This is a genomic window from Geomicrobium sediminis (assembly GCF_016908595.1).
Taxonomy (GTDB): domain Bacteria; phylum Bacillota; class Bacilli; order Bacillales; family Marinococcaceae; genus Geomicrobium_A; species Geomicrobium_A sediminis.
This window is the reverse complement of sequence record NZ_JAFBEC010000004.1, coordinates 1-15,922: the sequence shown is the minus strand read 5'-3', so window position 1 is coordinate 15,922 and position 15,922 is coordinate 1. Positions and strand designations below refer to the sequence as shown.

Annotated in this window: 18 protein-coding genes and 1 other annotated feature; of the genes, 7 read left to right on the top strand and 11 right to left on the bottom strand. The window is 42.1% G+C overall.

All coding sequences use genetic code 11. From position 1 onward, the window contains the following. Window positions 1-12: 12 nt before the first annotated feature. The 3 genes from mraZ to JOD17_RS07640 form a co-directional block, all read right to left on the bottom strand. Entirely contained in the window at window positions 13-444 is a 432-nt protein-coding gene (gene mraZ / locus JOD17_RS07650) for a division/cell wall cluster transcriptional repressor MraZ (protein WP_042415432.1), read from the bottom strand. 531 nt (window positions 445-975) lie between these two features. After that, complete coding sequence (gene bshC, locus JOD17_RS07645) at window positions 976-2,595, bottom strand: bacillithiol biosynthesis cysteine-adding enzyme BshC (RefSeq protein ID WP_204696779.1); 1,620 nt, start codon at window positions 2,593-2,595, stop codon at window positions 976-978. A gap of 43 nt (window positions 2,596-2,638) precedes the next feature. Then, entirely contained in the window at window positions 2,639-3,016 is a 378-nt protein-coding gene (locus JOD17_RS07640; RefSeq protein WP_239575362.1) for a DUF3397 domain-containing protein, read from the bottom strand. Between the two features lie 207 nt (window positions 3,017-3,223). Between JOD17_RS07640 and JOD17_RS07635 the strand changes: the two genes are divergently transcribed. Then, window positions 3,224-3,715, top strand: a complete 492-nt coding sequence (locus tag JOD17_RS07635) for an N-acetyltransferase (RefSeq protein ID WP_042415421.1) — start codon at window positions 3,224-3,226, stop codon at window positions 3,713-3,715. 17 nt (window positions 3,716-3,732) lie between these two features. On the opposite strand, the gene JOD17_RS07630 is transcribed toward JOD17_RS07635, so the two are convergent. From JOD17_RS07630 to JOD17_RS07620, 3 genes are all read right to left on the bottom strand, one after another. Further along, window positions 3,733-4,233, bottom strand: a complete 501-nt coding sequence (locus JOD17_RS07630; RefSeq protein ID WP_204696776.1) for an RsfA family transcriptional regulator — start codon at window positions 4,231-4,233, stop codon at window positions 3,733-3,735. Window positions 4,234-4,364: 131 nt separating this feature from the next. Continuing rightward, a complete protein-coding gene (gene rpmF, locus JOD17_RS07625) occupies window positions 4,365-4,538 on the bottom strand; it encodes a 50S ribosomal protein L32 (protein WP_042359825.1) in 174 nt (57 codons plus the stop codon). Window positions 4,539-4,635: 97 nt separating this feature from the next. Next, window positions 4,636-5,169 carry a YceD family protein gene (locus JOD17_RS07620; RefSeq protein ID WP_042415419.1) on the bottom strand — a complete coding sequence of 178 codons (534 nt, stop codon included), beginning with the start codon at window positions 5,167-5,169 and terminating at the stop codon, window positions 4,636-4,638. A gap of 126 nt (window positions 5,170-5,295) precedes the next feature. Here JOD17_RS07620 and JOD17_RS07615 point away from each other — a divergent pair, with 126 nt between their 5' ends. After that, the gene (locus tag JOD17_RS07615) at window positions 5,296-6,507 is read left to right on the top strand and encodes a nucleotidyltransferase (RefSeq protein WP_204696775.1); all 1,212 of its coding nucleotides are present in this window, start codon (window positions 5,296-5,298) and stop codon (window positions 6,505-6,507) included. Here JOD17_RS07615 and JOD17_RS07610 read toward each other — a convergent pair. Continuing rightward, the gene (locus JOD17_RS07610; protein WP_204696774.1) at window positions 6,490-7,554 is read right to left on the bottom strand and encodes a SepM family pheromone-processing serine protease; all 1,065 of its coding nucleotides are present in this window, start codon (window positions 7,552-7,554) and stop codon (window positions 6,490-6,492) included. The two genes, JOD17_RS07615 and JOD17_RS07610, sit on opposite strands and share 18 nt — an antisense overlap. Continuing rightward, complete coding sequence (locus JOD17_RS07605) at window positions 7,551-8,342, bottom strand: patatin-like phospholipase family protein (RefSeq protein ID WP_204696773.1); 792 nt, start codon at window positions 8,340-8,342, stop codon at window positions 7,551-7,553. The genes JOD17_RS07610 and JOD17_RS07605 overlap by 4 nt, the downstream gene beginning before the upstream one ends. 175 nt (window positions 8,343-8,517) lie before the next feature. On the opposite strand from JOD17_RS07605, the gene ylbJ reads away from it, so the two are divergent. Continuing rightward, window positions 8,518-9,714: a sporulation integral membrane protein YlbJ gene (ylbJ, locus tag JOD17_RS07600; protein ID WP_204696772.1), complete on the top strand. Its 1,197-nt coding sequence runs from the start codon at window positions 8,518-8,520 to the stop codon at window positions 9,712-9,714. On the opposite strand, the gene coaD is transcribed toward ylbJ, so the two are convergent. From coaD to JOD17_RS07585, 3 genes are all read right to left on the bottom strand, one after another. Then, window positions 9,711-10,193, bottom strand: a complete 483-nt coding sequence (gene coaD, locus JOD17_RS07595) for a pantetheine-phosphate adenylyltransferase (RefSeq protein WP_204696771.1) — start codon at window positions 10,191-10,193, stop codon at window positions 9,711-9,713. The genes ylbJ and coaD overlap by 4 nt on opposite strands. 4 nt (window positions 10,194-10,197) lie before the next feature. Further along, a complete protein-coding gene (gene rsmD / locus JOD17_RS07590; protein ID WP_204696770.1) occupies window positions 10,198-10,761 on the bottom strand; it encodes a 16S rRNA (guanine(966)-N(2))-methyltransferase RsmD in 564 nt (187 codons plus the stop codon). 301 nt (window positions 10,762-11,062) lie between these two features. Then, window positions 11,063-11,332, bottom strand: coding sequence for a YlbG family protein (locus JOD17_RS07585; protein ID WP_204696764.1), 270 nt, complete (start codon window positions 11,330-11,332; stop codon window positions 11,063-11,065). Window positions 11,333-11,566: 234 nt separating this feature from the next. After that, window positions 11,567-11,776: a binding site (T-box leader), on the top strand. Between the two features lie 41 nt (window positions 11,777-11,817). On the opposite strand from JOD17_RS07585, the gene proB reads away from it, so the two are divergent. From proB to JOD17_RS07565, 4 genes are all read left to right on the top strand, one after another. Then, entirely contained in the window at window positions 11,818-12,930 is a 1,113-nt protein-coding gene (gene proB / locus JOD17_RS07580; RefSeq protein ID WP_204696762.1) for a glutamate 5-kinase, read from the top strand. Beyond that, window positions 12,896-14,167 (top strand): glutamate-5-semialdehyde dehydrogenase, encoded by a 1,272-nt coding sequence (locus tag JOD17_RS07575; RefSeq protein ID WP_204696761.1) that lies wholly within the window; start codon window positions 12,896-12,898, stop codon window positions 14,165-14,167. The genes proB and JOD17_RS07575 overlap by 35 nt, the downstream gene beginning before the upstream one ends. Further along, on the top strand, window positions 14,157-14,996 hold the full coding sequence (gene proC / locus JOD17_RS07570) for a pyrroline-5-carboxylate reductase (protein WP_204696760.1): 840 nt from the start codon (window positions 14,157-14,159) through the stop codon (window positions 14,994-14,996). The genes JOD17_RS07575 and proC overlap by 11 nt, the downstream gene beginning before the upstream one ends. Window positions 14,997-15,075: 79 nt before the next feature. Continuing rightward, window positions 15,076-15,819 (top strand): ion transporter, encoded by a 744-nt coding sequence (locus tag JOD17_RS07565; RefSeq protein ID WP_239575360.1) that lies wholly within the window; start codon window positions 15,076-15,078, stop codon window positions 15,817-15,819. The last annotated feature ends 103 nt before the right edge of the window (window positions 15,820-15,922 follow it).

Sequence of the window (15,922 nt, the reverse complement as noted above, 5' to 3'; positions counted from 1 at the left end):
ACGCTCCTTTCTTTAGAAATCAAGATCTTCCATTGATTCAGCAATCTCGCTAAACGATTCTTCCGACTCAGTAAAGTAGGCTTCCCAAATAGAAGAATTCCAAATCTCAACTCTTCTTGAAACACCAATAATGGCACATTCCTTCTCTAAATTCGCATAGGTTCGAAGCGGTAGCGGGATGTTGACTCTCCCCTGTTTATCAAAAGATGTCTCTTGAGCACCCGAAAAGAAAAAACGGGTAAACGCTCTGGCATCCTTTTTAGTAAATGGCAATGATTTTAACTTCTGTTCAAGCAGGTCCCATTCAGATCTAGGGTATACGAAGACACACTGGTCCATTCCTCTCGTTACGACAAACTGGTCCCCCAATTGTTCGCGAAACTTTGATGGAATAATGAGCCGTCCTTTTTCATCGATGGCGTGGGTATACTCTCCCATGAACATGTTCGCCATCCCCCTCCACTTGATATTTTTAACTTACCACAATCCCCCACTTTACACCACGTTTTATACTCGATTTTTTTACGTCAATTTCTTTACAGTTTTATTACCTTATGAAATGACGCTAATTTTGTCGCGACTACAAACGAGAATAAGCACGGGAAAACCTTGACAAATCAGGCTTTCCCGTGCTCTTATAACTACAGTTTTCACTTATTCATTAAATGTATCACTATTATCAATCTCACTACGCGCTAAATACCGTGAAAAATGGCGTAAACTTCACGGGGCATTTCACTCGATGTCGAGGATCGTTTCATTCCTGCTGTAAGTTTTGACGGGCTCTGTCTAATTAGACGTTTCTTCCGACGGATTCTACACTCTTCAGACATCGCTTTTTTCATTGCCTTACGATAAAAGACAAATAATTCAATCAATAAAAAGATAAAAAAACCGGTGCTTTCCTTCCACTTAGAAGAAAAACACCGGCTTAATCGATTAACCCACTCTACTCGTGGGGACAAGTGGGGGGATTTATTCGTAATAGACGAGATGTTGATACTCTTCAAACGTTGCACTAAAGAGAAGGGTTCGTAAACGTTCAATCCCCATCTCATTTATCACTTGGACGATCGTTAACATTCGCTCTTGCGGTTTACCGTTAGGCGATAAGTGTGCCTCCGCATGAGTTAGTTTATTAATATCAACGTTCGCTTTGTGGTACTGCCAGCTGTCGATTCTGTCTCGCATCGACTCAAATGTTCGTTTCATTTCATTTAAACGACGATCACTATATCGTTCTTCGCTTCTAGAAAATGAAAGAAGCGCTTCTCTCATTTCTTTCTCCGCTTCTTCTAGAAGGCTGACACTACGTTCATACAGTTTCTCACTGTCCACTTTATGGTACTGTTCTTTTAGCTCTTCTCTTCTTGCTCGTGTACCTTCTGAAACGATTTCTAAAGGCGTCTTTTGGCTAATGCGAATGCCCTTTTCGCTACGTCGGTTTACAAACGTTTGTTGTAAGCGCAAGGTGACAGGGGGAACTTTGCGGTTAAATTGGTGGAACAATGGCTTAAGCATCGACCAATATTTAATTTCACCTGGTCCCGCTACGAAATACAACACAGGCAACACCTGCTCTTGAACAAACGGTCTCGTAAATACGTTGCTACTAAAGCGCTCAGGATATTCTTGAGCTTCATTTGCCCATTGTTTCGACGATTGATTAAAGCGATGATCACTGATTGAAAGCGTTCCGTCTTCATTTGCAACCAGCTTCTCTCGATAGCCGTCGATATGGTAAAACAGATGAGCATGATCTTTGGAAAGGGCAATAAACGGTTCTTCCCCTTGCTCTTCCATGCGCTCACTGCTTTTCGCAAAACTTTGACGTACATCGTCATTTTGCAAAAGCAGTGCTTCAAATATGTTCCCCATCAACTTTCTAAAAATGGGTTCTTCAGGGTCAATGAGCACGAGTCCTTCATCTTTAAAGATCCAAGACATCATCTCAGCAAAGAAATGAGTGAACGTTCTAGAACGTGTCGCGAACTGTTGTAGCTTGTCACGCAATGATTTCGTGTGGTCCGTCTCACCAAGCGCGATTAGAATCTCGTCAATCATCTTCTCCATCGCTTCTTTGTCAAGAGGCTGATGCGTTACTGGTGCCCCTGCTTTCGTCTCTCCAGTATACTTCACTCGCTTTACACTACCCGTTGTGCTGTGTACATACACATGGTTCACTTCATCAATATCATGATCTTCTCCAGCGATCCAAAAAACCGGAATCACTGGCGTTTGCAGACGCTCTTGTTCGACCTTCGCTTTTTGGATGATCGTTAAGGCTTTAGCAATTGTATAGATCGGTCCAGTAAAAAGACCTGCTTGCTGTCCCCCTACGACGACCGTAGCGTTTTGATCTTTTAATTTTTCAATTTGCGCTAACTGCATGTCATTGTATTCAAACTGCTGATGATATTCGTGTAGCGCCTGACGCAAATCATCGTGGTTTAACTGATAACTCTTTAATTCTTCAAAGCGTTCGGTTGAATGACCGATCGGTCGATAATCAAACAAACATTGAACTTCATCATCGCCACTTGCGTATCCACTCAACCATTTATCCAAATTCATTGAATATCTTTCTATTGTCATGATTCCCGACCTTTCTTGACGAGTTCGTTCGTTCACATCAAGCTTATGCTATGAAATATGTAGTTACACTCGAAAGGATTCCGATGCATAACAACGTAACATACATCGGCACTAAAACGATAAAATACGTTCGCCAAATCGCTGTAAATAACTTTCTACCGTAAAGATCGCCGAACTTTTTCCACTGGGCAAATGTTAACCACATACCAATGAATAAAAACACCAAGGCAATCCAAATGAAGCCGATCGTAAACAGTTCATACCAAATCATCATTACTGCAAAAAAGAAAAACGGCACACTGCAATCTGCGGCAATTTTTAACGCCCTCGTTTTATTGCTCATAAAACGTACGAGCAAAACTGATAGTAACAAAAAAACGACGAGCGGAAAAGTAATAAGCACTGTAAGTAAAGTTATCATCGTCAAGTCTCGCCACAACTCCCTTCGAGCAGCAGCAAAGGTGTCTATTCTTTTGGTGTACGCAGCCCATTCTCTACTACTCAGTTTAGCATAACCCAATCAAGAAATGCTTAACTGTCTTTCAACGATTTTTGTCGTCACCTACGACAAAAATGTTAATTTATAGTAGTATAGAATTGTAATAAAGACAGCGAAGGAGGCACTTCATTGGACGTACAAATTGAGCAACTCCGAATTAATTACAAAACACTTGAGGATTTTAAAGCATTCCGGGAAGTTGGAATCCAAGAACTTTCTATGAAAGAAGAATTAGAGCAAGATATGATTGAAAATAACAGCAAATCTCCTTTTTTCGGCATTTACATCGGGGACAGGCTCGTAGCGAGAATGTGTTTATATGAGATTGACAAGGCATATGACTTGTATTTCTCCCCAGCACAAAAATACTTAGAGCTTTGGAAACTCGAAGTTCTTGAACCTTATCGTAACCAACGATTCGGTAAAGCACTCGTTGAACACGCGAAATCATTTGGTTATCCAGTTAAAACAAATGCACGCCAAGGATCTGATCAGTTTTGGCTAAATATGAAATTTGATGCGGTACATTACGATGAAATTCGTGATCGTGGAGAGAACCCTTACGTTTGGTACCCATCTAATGTAAAAGCACAAACCTTACAAAAAGACGAGTCGCAATAATTGCGACCCGTCTTTTTTTATATTCTCGAATGACTTTTCGCTTTTTCTAGAAGTGAGATAAACGATTGGTAATCATGTTGAACAGCTTTTAGTTCTCGTTCTACTTTCGTAAGCTTTGAGACGAGCGCTTCATTTTCTAATTGCTTTTTCTGTAATTCACTCTCAATCCTCTTTGTGTATAACTCTGATTCATCGAGTGTTTGCAAGTAATCAATAACATCTTTCATGCTACTTAACGTAGAACTTGTTTTAGTTGTTACATCCGCTACACTTGCCACTTCTGCATGCGCTTGTTCATAATGACGATTCTCTTTTGCTGCCTCAATTTCTTTCGTATATTGCTTTCGAATGGTCGCATTCCAGCGAAAGCCACACGCAGCTGCCGTTCGCTTTAAGCGACTGCCTACTTCTTCAAAAGCTTGTAATTGTGTTTTGCCTTCTCGAATGTGAGCTAATACGAGGTCGCTTAGTAACTGATCTTCCTCTTGGCTCCAGGCGTCTTGACGAATTGCTGTCATTTCCATCCCTCCAACCCTCATAGTAAGTAGAATCCGATATGTACTTTTATGCAAGAATTCGTAAGTCTATGATTCATAAGAGAAATAAAAAAAGCCCCTCTATCATATTGATAAAGGGACTTCCTTACTGTTTACGCTTCTACAACACTTTCACCTTTGTACGTTCCGCATGATTTACATACGCGGTGTGAACGCTTAAGCTCTCCACATTCCGGGCATTTTGTCATACCTGGTACAGCAAGTTTTACGTGCGTACGGCGTTTGTTTTTACGAGTACTAGATGTTTTTCTTTTAGGTACTGCCATGTCTCTTGCCACCTCCTTTAACAAATCGATACTACTTTAAACATTATCCATTTCAACATGCATGAAGGCTACGCGCAACCATCTATGATCATCTTCATTATTGATCGTTTTGAAAATACTTAGCTAAGTCTTTCAAACGGGGATCAATGGCGTTTTGGTCATCATCATTCTCTTGGCTTTGCTTTTCGCTTAATTCCCAACCGTTTCCAGATGTTAGTCCATCTTTTTTAAGGTCTTCATCTTCATTAATGACACGAATTGGAATTACAAGTAGAATGTTCTCCTTAATATATGGGAGAAGATCAACATAACCATTTTCCGGTTCATGCAGCGTTTCATCTTCATCATCAGTTACTGGCAAACCATCAATTCGAAATCGCTCAATGATGTCAATTTCAAATGGAGACGTTGTATCGACCAACGTGCGAGCGCAAGGCAACACGAACGTACCTGTCGCTGTAAACTGAAAGGTCGCATACTGGCTAGTAATCTGAACAAAACCTTTGATATGAACAGGCGAGATATCACGCAGTTCTTGGTCGCGTTCTACAAGTTCAGATACGTTCACATCCTTCTCGAAAGGGATCGTATCTTGACGGCTTGTTAGAAGCTGTTGAATCGTCCAGCGCATTATTTATCACCTCAAAGCAACAAAAGTAATTATAGCTGTCATTATGCTTGTTTGTCAACATTTTTTCTTTACATTATACTGTAAGCGAACGATGATTTCACATTCAATTACGAAAGAAGGGTGATTATGAAAGCAATTGGGCTTATCGTGGAATACAACCCTTTTCATAACGGTCATCTCTATCATTTGCAAACCTCAAAAAAACATGCGAAAGCAGACGTCGTCGTTTGTGTCATGAGTGGGTATTTTTTACAACGCGGCGAACCTGCAAGTTATTCGCGACAAACGCGAACAAAGCTAGCCCTTGATGCAGGTGCTGATCTAGTCGTTGAACTCCCCTACGCTTATTCTAGTCAACATGCAAGCTTGTTTGCACGAGGAAGCGTTTCAATTCTTAACGACTTACTCATCGACTCATTTTACTTTGGCAGTGAATACGGTGACATCGATGCTTTTAAGGAATTAGATCTGTTTATGCAACAACATGAACAAACGCTAGAATCGCATGTGAAAAAACGCATGAATGAAGGAGCGTCATACCCTAGAGCACAGTCTGAAGCATTTCTTGAATTAACACCACCTACGACGTTCCCAGATTTAAGTCAACCGAATAACATTCTAGGTTATCAGTACGTGAAATCCGCAAGGGAATTAAGCGCGTCGATTAAGCCTGAAACAATTCAGCGCACCGGAAGTGGATACCATAGCGAAGACCTTGAAGAAAAAAGTGCAATCGCCAGCGCAACTGCAATTAGACGGGCATTGTCAAACGATGAACTTGAAGACATTCGCCCTTTCGTGCCAAATGAAACGTACGCTGCATTAACCGAGCATCCACTTGTGTCTTGGGATGACTATTACAAGTACTTACAACATGAATTATTAACGACTGACATCTCAATTCTTGCTTCTTACTATGACGTTCAAGAAGGATTAGAATATCGGCTAGTCAATGCAGCAAAAAAAGCTGACAGCTTCCAATCGTTTATGAATCTCGTAAAAACAAAGCGATACACCTGGGTTCGAATTCAACGTACACTCGTCCACATTTTAACAAAAACGACGAAAGCGAGCATGGCTGACGCATTAGGTGCGAACCGCCAACCGTCTGCGGTTCGTTTGTTAGGATTTTCTAAGGCAGGACAAGCCTATTTAAGCAAAGTTAAGAAAGAAACCACGCTTCAACTGTACGACCGTCCACCGAGGCAAAAAAACGCACAAATGCGACTCGATGAAAAAGCCGCATTTGCTTATTGGAGCTATTTACCAACTTCAACCCGCCCTGACTTCTACCAACGCGAATACGAGAAACCGATCGTTTTAAGCGATAGAACGTAAATAGTCAATCGCTTCTTCAAGTGTAGATATTGGGACGACTTGCATGTCGGTATTGATGTCTTCTGCTGCTTCTATGGCTTGTTGATAGTTTGAAAGCTCACCAAGCTCTTCATCATTAGGTGCAAAGAAAATGTCAATGCCGGCTTGATCTGCAGCAACGATCTTTTGAGAAATGCCTCCGATTCTGCCAACATTTCCGTCTTCATCAATGGATCCTGTACCTGCTACGTTAAGTCCTCGTGTAATATCATCTTCTTGCAATTGATTATAGATTTCTAATGAGAACATTAATCCTGCAGAAGGGCCACCAATGGCTCCTGCCTCAATCGTAACTTCCGGATCAAATGTCACGGTGCGGTCGTTAACAGGGTAGATAATCCCTAAACCGACTGCATCCTCTGGCTGACCATTCTCTTCTCCTGCATTCGGGAATGTTTGCATTTCAACATCAACTTGTATTTGTTCCCCTTCACGAATGACGCTTAAGGCAGCTTCTTCACCTTCCGTTTTCTCAGACAATGCTTCGGTTAACTCTGTGAAATTTAAAATCGTTTGCTCATCGACGCCAACGATTAAATCACCGGCTTCTAGTACATCTACTGCACCCATTCCATCAACAAACTGAGTAACAAAAACCCCATTTTCTTCGATATCTACACTTGCTCCCGCAGCTCGGTAGGCTGCAATTTTTGCAGCGTCTTGCGATTGCCTCATCGACTCAATTTGACGATGATGGTAATCTTCGTCACTTTCATTCTCAGTCATAATCATCTCTTCTGGTGTTAACACTCGGTACGGACTTAATAACGACCATACATACAAAAAGGGGTTGGCTCGACTTTGCAAAATTGTCGTTAAGTAAAACTCTCCCTCTTCAAGGTCTGAACCCCCTTCAACCGTAATGATTTCTTGAAGACCAGTGGCATCTCCAGGTTGAGAATAATAATAACCAATTGGGATCTGTTGAATCAAAAGTACAGCGAGTAAGCTAATTGCTATGATCCACAGCGTCTTTGTAGGTTTACCTCGGTTGTTCTTCTCGCTCATCGCTTCTCCTCCCAATTCAATATGCGCCGTCTAATGTCTTCTACGTAATGACTGGCTTCTACTCTTCCTTGTTCAACGAGTGCTTCAATTTCTTGAAAAGCGACAGTACTATGCTGCTTCAAAATCGGTCGCATTAGCACATCAGCTTGTAGCCATTTGCTTTCAACGATCTCTCTTCCCATAATTTCCATACTTTGCATTATGACGTCGTAAATAGACGTGATCGGTGGGTCCTTTGGAAAAAATGAAACATCAACCGCAATTACGATATCTGCGCCCATATTGCGAACCGCTTGAATCGGAACACGATCAACAATCCCACCATCAACAAGAATCTTGCCATCATATTGTACGGGTACAAAAATGCCAGGAATTGAAATGCTTGCTCGAACGGCTTTTGAAATGCTACCCGAATCTAGAATGACTGATCTCCCTTTTTGCAAATCCGTCGTAACGATGGAGAGCGGGACCTCTAAGTCTTCAATATTTTTGCCTTGAGTGAGCATATAAATTAATTCTTCAATTCGCTTCCCATTGATGAGCCCCATTTTTGGAACCGTAAAATCAACAAAGTACTTTCGTTTAAACAATGATGCTAATTCTTCCAAATCAGTCGCTGAATGTCTAAGCGCAAACAGTGCACCAACGAGTGAACCCATACTACTTCCTGCAATATAATCAATCGGAATGTTTTCTTTCTCAAATACGTCAAGGACTCCGACGTGAGCAATTCCCCGCGCTCCGCCAGAACCTAAAGCAAGACCAACTTTCGGTTTTCGTTGTTCCACATTTCACTCCTCCGTTTAATACCAAAGAAATGACTTCTATGATAGCTTACCAGTTCTTTCGAGACTCATTCCTTATTTTAAAAGAAAACGAGAGCTCGTTCTATTTTTGTGAATAAAACGTAATTATGAAAGTACAATGCCTTGTCCTGAGTCCATCAATGAGGAGGCTCTTCCTTTGTCACTTTCAAAATGGAATTCTCTTTTTCTAGCTTGTTCTGTACTTTTAATGGCAGCCTCATTAATGCTCTTCCCTCAACATTCATTGGATGCATCATTACGAGGGTTATCGATTTGGTGGGACGTCGTTTTTCCGTCGTTACTACCGTTTTTTATAATCTCTGAGCTTCTCATCGCATTTGGCGTCGTTAGTTTTCTAGGCGCCTATATGGAACCATTAATGAGACCGTTATTTCGTGTACCAGGCACTGGTGGTTTTGTATGGGCGATGGGACTTGCCAGTGGCTATCCAGCAGGTGCAAAACTAACGGCACGCCTTTGGAAAGACAAACGAATCACGACGATTGAAGCTGAACGTCTTGTGGCATTTACGAACTCTTCAAACCCTCTATTTCTGTTCGGGGCAATTGCGATCGGTTTTTTTCATGACCCTGCTCTCGGAATTGTTCTCGCGTTTGCCCATTACGGAGGCAACGTCCTCGTCGGAATTATGATGCGATTCCACGGGAGACACCACATACAGACTAGGCAAAAAAAGAAAAGCTTTCCTTCCTTAAAAGAAGCTTTTCACATGTTACATGAAGAACGTCTTCAAGATACGAGACCGATCGGACAAAAACTTGGCGATGCCGTTCAATCATCGGTACAGACGCTATTAATGATCGGTGGTTTCATTATTCTATTCTCTGTGTTAAATGAAGTTCTTTCTTTGCTGCACATTACGCAATGGTTGGCACTGATCGTGACATTGGCATTAATGATCTTCCAATTCCCGACCGAGTTTAGCGTACCAATTATTTCAGGACTTTTTGAAATGACGCTTGGTAGTCAGCTTGTCAGCACAACGACAGGAGCAACACTAAAAGAGCAAGCCATCATCGTTAGTTTCTTACTCGCATTTGCAGGGTTTTCCGCTCAAGCACAAGCTGCGAGCATTCTCGCCGCTACCGATATTCGATTTAAACCATTCTTTTTTGCAAGGGTCATGCAAGGTGTCTTCGCTGCAACGTTAACGTTTTTCGTATTTGATTGGCTGTATCAACCCCGTGTACAAGAAACGGCGTCTGGAGGCGAGTCACAAAACTTCCTTGCAACATTTCTGGATGGCTTTTACACGTGGGGTCCGATCGTTACACTCGTTACATTACTCATCTCTATTGTCATTTGGCACCAAAGACTGATCACAAATCGTTAACGTTGATATTTTTCACGAAGCGCACGCTCCACTGGAGGTGGCACGAGGTCTTCTGCATTTCGCCCATATCGAGCCACTTCTTTTACGATGCTTGAACTTAAGTAAGAGTAATTGTTATTTGTCATCATGAAAAACGTCTCAACTGACGATTCTAACTTTCGATTGATTGAGGCGTTTTGCATTTCATATTCAAAGTCACTAACCGCTCGTAACCCTCTCACAATGACACTTGCATTCTTCTCTTTAACATAGTCAACGAGCAAACCTTGGAACGAGTCAACGGATACGTTGTTAATATGTGTTAATGACTCTTCTAACAATTGCACACGCTCTTCTCCTGAAAACAATGGTGTTTTTCGTTGATTGTTTAAAACAGCGACGATAATTTCGTCAAAAACTTTTGCTCCGCGCTCAATAATATCAATATGTCCATTCGTAACGGGGTCAAAACTGCCTGGATAAACTGCGATCGTCGTCATATCCTTATTCCTCACTTTCACTCATTCGATACATCGTAATTGTCGTATCTCGATAGCGTTTTTCATGGACGGTTTCAAGCGACTCGATCTCTTTAGGTAACGTGACACTCGAATCATGTTCACATACAATTACACCATCTGGATGCAAGAGAGTACCGTCTACAATCGCTTGAATATCTTCTTCAATCATTTGCTGTTTGTAAGGTGGATCGATATAAATAAAATCAAATTGAATACGTTCACAGCTTAAACGTTTAAGTACTGATTGCGCACGCCCTTGATGAATGGTTAAATGTTGGTCGACACGGCAATGTTTCGCATTTTTCGTAATCGTTTTAATCGCTTCTTTTGAAAGTTCTACAATGTGCATTCGTTCCATTCCACGACTGATAGCCTCAATCGATATGGCTCCACTTCCCCCATAAAGATCAAGACCAATGCCTCCATCAAAGTAAGGCCCAAGTTGATGAAATAACGCTTCACGAACTTTATCAGCAGTCGGCCTCGTTGTATTTCCCTTTACAGCTTGTAATCGCATCCCCCGCTGTTCACCTGCTATGACACGCATCGTTAACTTCCTTTCTATCTTGCATTCATAAAACCCTTTTAGTTTATCATACCTTGAAAGTGACAATTCAAGAAAAAAGATTCACATCGGTTTGTATATTCTTGCACGTTTACGGACATGATAGAGTTAGCAACATGATCCCATGTTGCAAGTAACCGCGGAGAACGCTTACGTTTCCCCATAAGCGCTTCCTCCGGTTTCTCCTCTCCCATTGCCTGTCGATAACAACAGGCTCCGCGTGTCCATAAGGGCGCGCGGCTTTTTTTGTATAAAAGAAGCTTGAGTATGAGTACTCAAGCCATTAAGTATGCAAATGTTCATTTGTTCTTTCCAATTGACTGTCGTCTTCGAAATTCAAATCAAGTTCCCTTCGAACCGACCATTCTATGTTGTGGACAAAATTCAATCGTCCAATTTGTTCGGATACACTGTTGGCATCGTCGACATTGCAATATAAGACAACATATTTCATTTTCTTAGATACGTATTGGACGTGTCCATACTTGCGTAAATGTCTGACGTGTTTTAACGATTGTACCCAGACTACTAGTCCTTGTCTTTGTTGATACATACGTACCGCTCCTTACGGTAAAACCGGAATGTTATTCCATTAGTTTATCATGGGAACAAGTTAGTGACAACGCCGTCACAACGTTGCCATCGTTTGTACTTATGACTCCATTCAAAAACAAGAGTGATGATCGATCATTTTCCAAGAAAAAGCAACGAAGCCTCACGCCATTGTGCTTGCAAGCCTATAGAGAAAATGATATTATATGTTCACTTTCATATGTACGTTAATGATAGAAATGCGATGACAGGACAAGTAAAAGGACGTTATGCCACAGAGAGCGAAGCAACCGCTGAAACCTTCGCGCCACTAACTCCTTTGAAACCTACCTTGAGCAGTCAGTTAACCGCTGACCGTTTACTCTGCGATAAAGAGTACAAGTGAACCACATCACTGTGGTTAATCAAGGTGGTACCGCGGAAAAGCTCCTATTTCGTCCTTAATACGGATGAAATAGGAGCTTTTTTTCGATTGAGGTGACGAACATGAATACAAAACGCATCGTCATAAAAATTGGCAGTAGCTCACTGGCAAAGCGTGATGGTGGAATTGCTCACGAACGAATCATCCACTATAGTCGAGCAATTGGTGAACTACACCAACGAGGGTACGAAATTATTCTTATATCTTCAGGTGCCGTGGCTGCAGGCTTTCAAAAAATCGGCTACCGAACACGACCGACGACGACTGCCAAAAAACAAGCAGCCGCAGCAGTTGGCCAAGGGTTGTTAATGGAAGCTTACGAAAAAGCATTCCTACAGCAATCGATTGCTGTAGCGCAATTGCTATTAACGAGAAGCACGTTTTCCCACGAAGAGCAATACAACAATGCCTACCAAACATTGGCTGAGCTTCTTAGGAGACGAGTCATTCCTATTATTAATGAAAATGATTCGATCGCCATTGAAGAACTAACGTTTGGTGATAATGACTGGCTTTCAAGTCTTGTTGCAGGTCTATTAAACGCCGATCAACTGCTTCTACTTACGGATGTTGATGGCGTTTATAACGCCCATCCAAGTCAACCTGACGCAAAAAGAATTGAGCATTTAAATGTCATTACCGATTCATTTATCAATGAGATGGATGACAAACGATCAAGCCTTGGAACTGGTGGTATGAAATCAAAGCTAGAAGCTGCAAAACGAGCGCAATCGCTAGGAATTAATACGTTTATTGGCCGTGCGGAAAGTGAAGAAGAATTAATCCGAGCAGTCAACGGAAACGGTAAAGGAACGTACGTTGAGCGTCAACCGAATACGTGGACGAAAAACCGCCAATGGGTCGGTCTTCATTCGGAAATTGAAGGGCGTATTATGATTGATGATGGCGCAAAGGATGCGATGCTCTACCGTGGCAAGAGTTTACTAGCGGTTGGAATTAAAAAAGTCGAAGCATCATTTGAAAAAGGGGCCATTATTGCAGTCTACGACCGTGACGGGCTGCTCGTCGGCAAAGGACGTTCTGCATTATCTTCAAACGAATTAGGAACAGCAAACGAGACTTCAATCGTTTGTATTCATAGAGATCATTGGGTAAGCCATCAGAAAGGACGGATGATTGATGAGTCTAACAAAACAACAAGCGACCGCTTGTAAACGAGCGAGTAACGCTATTGCAAACGCAAGCCTCGAAAAGAGAAATGAAGTATTACGTCTGATTGCACAAGGTTTAGATGAAGCGAAAGACGTCATTCATGATGCAAACGTAAAAGACATCGATGATGCCGTACAAAACGGGATCTCAAATGAATTAATTGATCGCTTAACGTTAACACCAGATCGAATCGAATCGATGAAGGAAGGGTTATTTACTCTCATTGACCAACCCGATCCATTACGAAAAGAAACCGAACAATCGTGGACACGAGAAGACGGACTCGTCATTAAAAACATCCGCTCTCCGTTAGGCGTTATAGCAATGGTGTATGAAGCCCGCCCAAATGTCACAATTGACGCAGGAAGCCTTTGTCTAAAAGCAGGTAACGCTTGTTTACTAAGAGGAAGTTCATCAGCGAAACGTTCAAATGAAGTGCTCGTAACGGTGATGCAAGATGCCCTTACGAAAGCAAGCTTATCCCGAGACATCGTTCAACTCATCTCTCCAGATTCAAGGGAGAGTGTGAATGAACTCGGTCAATTACGAGGACTTGTTGACGTGATGATCCCTAGAGGAAGTGCCTCACTGATCCAAACCGTTCTCCGTCAATCGATCGTACCGGTGATTGAAACTGGAGAAGGCAACTGCCACCTCTATATTGAAGGAACAGCCGATAAACAAATGGCCATTGACCTTGCCATCGATAGCAAAACCGACCGCCCTTCTGTCTGTAATTCAGTCGAAACCATTCTCGTAGATCGTGAATGGGCTACCCTTCACGGTCATGACTTGATTGACGCGTTAATTGATAAAGGCGTGACCATCTATGGTGATGACACGTTACAAGCCTTAAACGAAAACGTCTTACCTGTCACCGAAGAACACTTTGAAACGGAGTTTCTTGATTACGTCGTTGCAATGAAAACCGTTAACGATAGCGGAGAAGCGATCCGTCACATTGATCAGTATAGTAGTCATCATTCAGAATCGATTGTCTCGAACAATGAAGCGATCGTCGAGCGTTTCCAACAATTGATTGACTCAGCTGCTGTGTACCATAACGCTTCAACTCGCTTTACGGATGGTGGAGAATTCGGATTCGGTGCAGAGATTGGCATTAGTACGCAAAAGCTTCATGCAAGAGGACCTCTTGGTCTTGAAGCACTCACAACGAACAAGTACGTCATCCAAGGAAGTGGACAAACGAAAGGAGTTCAATATAGTCATGAAACCTAATCTGTTGTTTGTTGGAGCCGGGGCTATGGCTGAAGCGATCATCGCTGGTGTACGTGCGACTGATCAAACGAAACAAACGACAATCAAAGCGATGAATAAATCCAATCAAGAACGCCTAGCGTATATGAAAGAGCGCTATGAGATTGATACGATAACAGATGTTAAACAAGCGATGACCGAAAGTGACGTTGTCGTGCTGGCAATGAAACCAAAAGACATTGAATCTGCTATCATTCAACTACGACCTTTTGTAACGGAACATCATGTGTTTTATTCTGTACTTGCAGGAACAAAAACGGACTATATTTCCTCATTACTCGGTACTAAAAATGCCGTAATACGAGCTATGCCGAACACTTCCGCAACGGTCATGCAATCAGCAACTGCAATTTGTAAAGGTGAGTATGCAACGGATGAAGACGTTGAACTTGCACGATCGTTGTTTTTACACGTCGGTACTGTAACCACGGTAACGGAAACACAAATGGATGCCGTTACCGGCATTTCTGGTAGTGGTCCTGCGTACATGTACTATGTTATTGAAGGCTTGATGGATTCAGCAGAACGCGCCGGGATTGGTTCTGATGAAGCGAAACGATTAATCGTTCAGACGATGATCGGTGCTGCCACTCGCTTTAGTCACACTGAACAAACACCAAAAGAGCTCTATAAAGAAGTGATGAGCCCTGGCGGGACGACCGAAGCAGCATTTAAGCATCTCGAAATGTTTCAAGTGAAAGAACACATTGCTAAAGGGGCCGATGCGGCCATCGGTCGATCAAAGCAACTTGGCGACTACGATGTGGATCATACTTCAATCGGAGGTTAATTGATACGTGAGCTCAGATAAACATTGGCGCCTCAAGCTTCAAGACTTCGTTGAGCATCGCTTTTTTACGATTGTCGTGATGCTCTTTATCTTTGTTAATGCGGTCATCGTTGGTCTTGAAACGTACCCAGAACTGTACATTCCTTATCAAGAATGGTTCTACATTGCTGACCGTGTGTTGCTTTGGGTTTTCACCGTTGAAATTGTATTACGACTCATTGCAAGCGTTCCGTTTTATACTTTTTTCAAGAGTGGTTGGAACTGGTTTGACTTCTTGATTATCTTAGCCGGTCACCTTTTTGCAGGTGCACACTTCGTGACGGTACTCCGGGTGCTTCGTGTACTTCGAGTGCTTCGTGCGATCTCTGTCATTCCATCATTACGAAGACTCGTTGATGCACTCATGCGTACGATTCCTTCCCTCTTTAACATTATGTTTTTAATGAGTCTCGTCTTTTATATCTTTGCTGTTATCGGTACGATGTTATTTGCATCAATCTCTCCGGAGTATTTCGGAAGCCTCGGGCGCTCTGTACTGACGCTCTTCCAGATTGTAACGTTAGATTCGTGGACAGAAGCGGTCATGCGGCCGATTTTAGAGATTGAGCCGTGGAGTTGGATTTACTTTATTGCGTTCGTTTTAGTCGGTACGTTTATTATCTTTAACTTATTCATTGGGGTTATCGTAAACAACGTTGAAAAGGCAAATGAAGAAGACACCGCAAAACATAGCACCGAAGATAGCGATTACCAAAAGCTTCACAACGAATTACAAGAAGTAAAACAAATGCTTCGAGACATAAAAAACTCGGATCCAAAGTAGGATCCGAGTTTCAGGCTGTTGAGAAAGTCATTTCTCAACAGCTTTTTCTTATTTATAGACGCCGAATCATAACCACGCTTTGTTATAATAGAGAAAAGAACGG

Coding starts and splice junctions, on each gene's coding strand:
- rpmF (WP_042359825.1), bottom strand. CDS start 4,538: ATGGCAGTACCTAAAAGAAAAACATCTAGTACTCGTAAAAACAAACGC.
- JOD17_RS07585 (WP_204696764.1), bottom strand. CDS start 11,332: ATGTATCAACAAAGACAAGGACTAGTAGTCTGGGTACAATCGTTAAAA.
- proB (WP_204696762.1), top strand. CDS start 11,818: ATGAATACAAAACGCATCGTCATAAAAATTGGCAGTAGCTCACTGGCA.
- JOD17_RS07615 (WP_204696775.1), top strand. CDS start 5,296: ATGAAAGCAATTGGGCTTATCGTGGAATACAACCCTTTTCATAACGGT.
- JOD17_RS07610 (WP_204696774.1), bottom strand. CDS start 7,554: ATGAGCGAGAAGAACAACCGAGGTAAACCTACAAAGACGCTGTGGATC.
- proC (WP_204696760.1), top strand. CDS start 14,157: ATGAAACCTAATCTGTTGTTTGTTGGAGCCGGGGCTATGGCTGAAGCG.
- JOD17_RS07630 (WP_204696776.1), bottom strand. CDS start 4,233: ATGACAGCAATTCGTCAAGACGCCTGGAGCCAAGAGGAAGATCAGTTA.
- mraZ (WP_042415432.1), bottom strand. CDS start 444: ATGTTCATGGGAGAGTATACCCACGCCATCGATGAAAAAGGACGGCTC.
- JOD17_RS07575 (WP_204696761.1), top strand. CDS start 12,896: ATGAGTCTAACAAAACAACAAGCGACCGCTTGTAAACGAGCGAGTAAC.
- JOD17_RS07565 (WP_239575360.1), top strand. CDS start 15,076: ATGCTCTTTATCTTTGTTAATGCGGTCATCGTTGGTCTTGAAACGTAC.
- coaD (WP_204696771.1), bottom strand. CDS start 10,193: ATGACGACGATCGCAGTTTATCCAGGCAGTTTTGACCCCGTTACGAAT.
- bshC (WP_204696779.1), bottom strand. CDS start 2,595: ATGACAATAGAAAGATATTCAATGAATTTGGATAAATGGTTGAGTGGA.
- JOD17_RS07620 (WP_042415419.1), bottom strand. CDS start 5,169: ATGCGCTGGACGATTCAACAGCTTCTAACAAGCCGTCAAGATACGATC.
- rsmD (WP_204696770.1), bottom strand. CDS start 10,761: ATGCGTGTCATAGCAGGTGAACAGCGGGGGATGCGATTACAAGCTGTA.
- JOD17_RS07640 (WP_239575362.1), bottom strand. CDS start 3,016: ATGATAACTTTACTTACAGTGCTTATTACTTTTCCGCTCGTCGTTTTT.